This window comes from Streptomyces sp. (assembly GCF_031178505.1).
In the GTDB taxonomy this organism is placed as follows: Bacteria; Actinomycetota; Actinomycetes; order Streptomycetales; family Streptomycetaceae; genus Streptomyces; species Streptomyces gulbargensis.
Window position 1 is genome coordinate 1 of the sequence record NZ_JAPSIW010000725.1, and the last position, 3,510, is coordinate 3,510.

At 73.3% G+C, this 3,510-nt stretch carries 4 protein-coding genes and 1 pseudogene; 2 read left to right on the plus strand and 3 right to left on the minus strand.

Annotated elements, in window-relative coordinates:
• Positions 1-194 (plus strand): annotated as a pseudogene (locus tag RIF68_RS31195) (lipase); the annotation flags it as partial.
• Positions 195-626: 432 nt separating this feature from the next.
• Here the strand turns inward: RIF68_RS31195 and RIF68_RS31200 are convergent.
• The gene (locus tag RIF68_RS31200; protein ID WP_309054626.1) at positions 627-914 is read right to left on the minus strand and encodes a helix-turn-helix domain-containing protein; all 288 of its coding nucleotides are present in this window, start codon (positions 912-914) and stop codon (positions 627-629) included.
• Positions 915-1,000: 86 nt separating this feature from the next.
• Here RIF68_RS31200 and RIF68_RS31205 point away from each other — a divergent pair, with 86 nt between their 5' ends.
• On the plus strand, positions 1,001-1,390 hold the full coding sequence (locus tag RIF68_RS31205) for a hypothetical protein (RefSeq protein ID WP_309054627.1): 390 nt from the start codon (positions 1,001-1,003) through the stop codon (positions 1,388-1,390).
• A gap of 239 nt (positions 1,391-1,629) precedes the next feature.
• On the opposite strand, the gene RIF68_RS31210 is transcribed toward RIF68_RS31205, so the two are convergent.
• Both RIF68_RS31210 and RIF68_RS31215 read right to left on the minus strand, forming a co-directional pair.
• On the minus strand, positions 1,630-1,914 hold the full coding sequence (locus RIF68_RS31210) for a hypothetical protein (RefSeq protein ID WP_309054628.1): 285 nt from the start codon (positions 1,912-1,914) through the stop codon (positions 1,630-1,632).
• 229 nt (positions 1,915-2,143) lie between these two features.
• The gene (locus RIF68_RS31215) at positions 2,144-2,866 is read right to left on the minus strand and encodes a DUF4232 domain-containing protein (RefSeq protein ID WP_309054629.1); all 723 of its coding nucleotides are present in this window, start codon (positions 2,864-2,866) and stop codon (positions 2,144-2,146) included.
• Positions 2,867-3,510 lie beyond the last annotated feature (644 nt).

A 3,510-nucleotide genomic window follows, 5' to 3' on the forward strand; every position in this document is an offset into this window, starting at 1 on the left:
CCCTCAACACCGGTGACGAGACCCCCGGTTCGCCCCGCTACGCCACCTGGCGCTCACCCTGCGACATGATCATCAGCCCCAAGGACAGCGTCGCCCTCACCGGCGCGGTCAACCACACCACCGCCTGTCTCGGCCACAGCGATGTGCTCAGCGACCAGGCGGTCTACGAAGCGGTCAAGAAGCACCTCCGCTAGACCGCACGCGCCGCCGCCGCGCGCACCTCGGCGAGCAGCCTCACGCGCGCGGCGGCCCCCACTCCGCACCCGCCAGGACCCGCGTCGGCCGGCGCGCCGGGCGTTCCTCCCGGCTGCGGAGTCGCCCGAGGAGATGCGGTCGTTCGACGCGGCGCGGCCTGCCCCGGCCCGCGCCCGGAGGCATTCCGCGCCGCCGCCCCCGCGCGCCGGCCACGGACGGGGCCCCGCCGCCGAAGGGCCGGGCGCGACCTTGCCACGGCCTGTCTCCAGCCCGCCGCTCACGGCATGGCGCACCCGCGGAGCCGGCCCACCGGGGCCGCGCCCCCCGCCTCGTACCGCATCCACGGCCGCACGGGGGAACACCGCCGGGTCGCGGGTCTTCCGGGCAGGGGCGGGCCGAGGCTCCCGCGGGGCGTCAGCCCGTTCCGGTGCTCACCCGCGTCCCCTCAGTACGGCGGCGAGCAGCCCGGGGAACCGGGCGTCGAGTTCGGCGCGGCGCAGAGCCATCCAACGAGCCTTGCCCACCCGCCGGGTTCGGGTGATGCCGGCTTCGCGCAGGATCCGCCAATGGTTCGAGAGCGTCGACCGGGGCACGTCCACACCGTCCGGGCTGCACGCGCTCTCACCGTCCTCGGCCATCCGGCGGACCAGCGCCAACCGGACCGGATCGCCCAGCGCGTGGAGCACCACCGCCAGGTCGAGGTCTGCGTCGTCGGCCAACTCTCCTGTCTCCTCTCCGCGTCCCTGTGTCACCTCGTAGTATGCGGATCGATTCGATAATTCGGCAAAATCGAAATGAGTTGGGGATGCCCGTGCCCGTGCTGGCCGTTCTCGCCCGCGTCTACGTCGACGATCTGGACGCGGCACTGCCCACCTTCGTCGAGCTCACCGGAGAGCAGCCACGGCTCCGGTTCACCTACCGCGACCTGGACCTCGCGAGCGTCGGCGGATACCTGCTGCTCGCGGGTTCGGACGAGGCCCTCGCCCCCTATCGCGGGACCCACGCCACGACTGTCGTCGAGTCCCTCGACGAGGTCCTGCGGCTCACCGCGAAACACGGCGGAAAGATCGTCGACGGGCCGAACGAGGTCCCCACCGGTCGCAACATGACCGTGCGGCACCCGGGCGGCGCGACCATCGAGTACGTGCAGTTCCACGCGGCCGCGCGGTCGGCCCTTCACCGACCGGAACAGTGAGCGGCTGAGGCGTCCAGGACACCCGTGGAGCGCGGGGCCCAGCAGGCAGGACAGCGGCGTCCGGCCCTGCGGCGGCACCCGCACGGCAAGCGGGGCCGGCAGTACGTACCGCCCGGCCACTCCGGGTCGGCCAGGCCACGCCGACGCCGACCGCCGCGCGCCGGTCCCGCTCGGGGACGAGGTGCGCGGCGGCCGGCCGTCGGGGTTCTTGTTCCGTGTCGTCCTGGTGCCCGCGTCCGTCAGGCGGCGACGGACAGGGGCTGCGGGGCGGTCTCCGCCGGTTCGGTCACGGTGAGGAGCAGCCCATGGGCCTCGCACAGGTGCCGCACCCGGGCCAGCACGCTCAGCGTCGCCGGAGTGTGCGCCGTGGCGGGCGGGGTCAGCAGGACGGACCGGACATGCGGCCGGTACGTGAGCAGAAGGCGCTCGACCTGGGCCGCGGCAGCCGCGCGCGTGCTGATGTCCAGCTCGTGCGGAAGGGTGAGTCCCAGTACGGTTCCGAGCTGCTGATGGCTGATGATCATGGGCGTGGCGCCCTCCGTTCCGGCCCGGGGCCCGCCCCCGCGCAGACGCTCGTCATGGCACCGCTCGCGGGGCGGCCGTTTCCTCGATGCAGAACACCGTCTGCCCCGAAAAACACGAACCTCACCTGCCGGGCGGGCTCAATGTATGTCGCTTCCCGTCCGCCAGGCCGTGACTTCCCCCGCGGCTCGTCGCCGGACGGGCCCCCGGGGCCCGGAGCGCGGGGCGGGGTCAGCCCGCCAACGGAACGGCGTCGGCGGCGGAGGTGTGCCAGTTGGTGACCACCGGCTTGTCGACGACGAACGAGCCGACCCGCAGGGACACCGGGTGGGGGTCGCCGTCGGAGACCGAGACGATCAGGCTGTCCAGCTCCTTGCCGCCTTCACCGCCGGTCGTCTTCGGGTTCACGCCGGCGTACGCCGCCACCCCGTCCCTCAGTGTGATCGCCCGGCCCGCGGACTGCTCCGCGGGCCTGGCGGCCGTTCCGTCCGAACCGAACGCCACGACCGGCAGGGCGGCTCGCAGGACACAGGTGATACCGGGCTTGGCCGTGGCCTTGACCAGGAAGTATCCGCCGGCCTGGGACTCCGTGCTCACGCTCCAGGCGATGTCGTTGGTACCGCAGACCTGCCCGTAGCCGCTCTTGTCTCCACCGCTGCCGCTGCCGCTGCCGGTTTCCGTACCGGCGCGGGTGGCCTCGGCCTGCGTACCGGGCGTCTTCGACGGGCGGCTCTGTGCGGTCCCGACGCCGGAAGAGGCCGTGGAGCCGGGACCACTGCGCGCCCCGTCCGTCTCCGCGCCCGCCTCGCCGCCGCCGACCGTCGGGGCGGGGCGGCCGGACGACGCCGAGGAGGGCGCGGCGGCGGACCGCTCACCGCTTTCGCACGCTGTCGCCAGGAGCCCGACGCCGAGCGCGGCGGTGACGGTGAGGGCGGTACGCAGACGGCGGTTCATGACAGTTTCCCTTCCACGGCACGGATGCACGGCTGCCACCTACGGGGCCGCCGCGTCGACGATCGACAAGACGGCCGTCCCTGTCCGCCGGTTCGCGCCGTCTCACTGCCAGGACACCGCCGTCACGCGCCTGTGACACAGTCCCGGCCGACCGCGTACCACGTCGTCGCACAGCACGCCCGAAGCAGGTGCCCGGGCCGATCTCCGCTCACGGCCTCACTCCTCGTCCACGGCGCTCCTCCGCAACCTTCGCCGGCCGGCAGACGTTCGCGGCAGGCAGAATGCCGCCGTGAGCTTCCACGTGCATGCCCGCCGGGTCCGCGACGAGCGTCTGAGCCCTGCCCGGCGAGGAGCGGCCCTGAGCAGTGCCGTCGTTCTCCACCGGCCGTTCGGGTTCACCTGGACCCATGCCTGTCTGGCCCTGTTCGGAGACACACGCCATGACACGCGGGCCATGGTGACTGCTCTGGAGGTGCTGGAGCGGAGCCGAAACGCTCGCCGTACCGAGTGGACGGAGTTCTCCCGCCGCCGGATCCGAGAGAAGCGTGAAGCGCATCGGCGCACGCCGACCGCGGCCGACCGGGCGTGGATGGCGGCCCCCCCGATGGCCCGGCCCGGACCTTCACATGCTCACCGGGCGATGG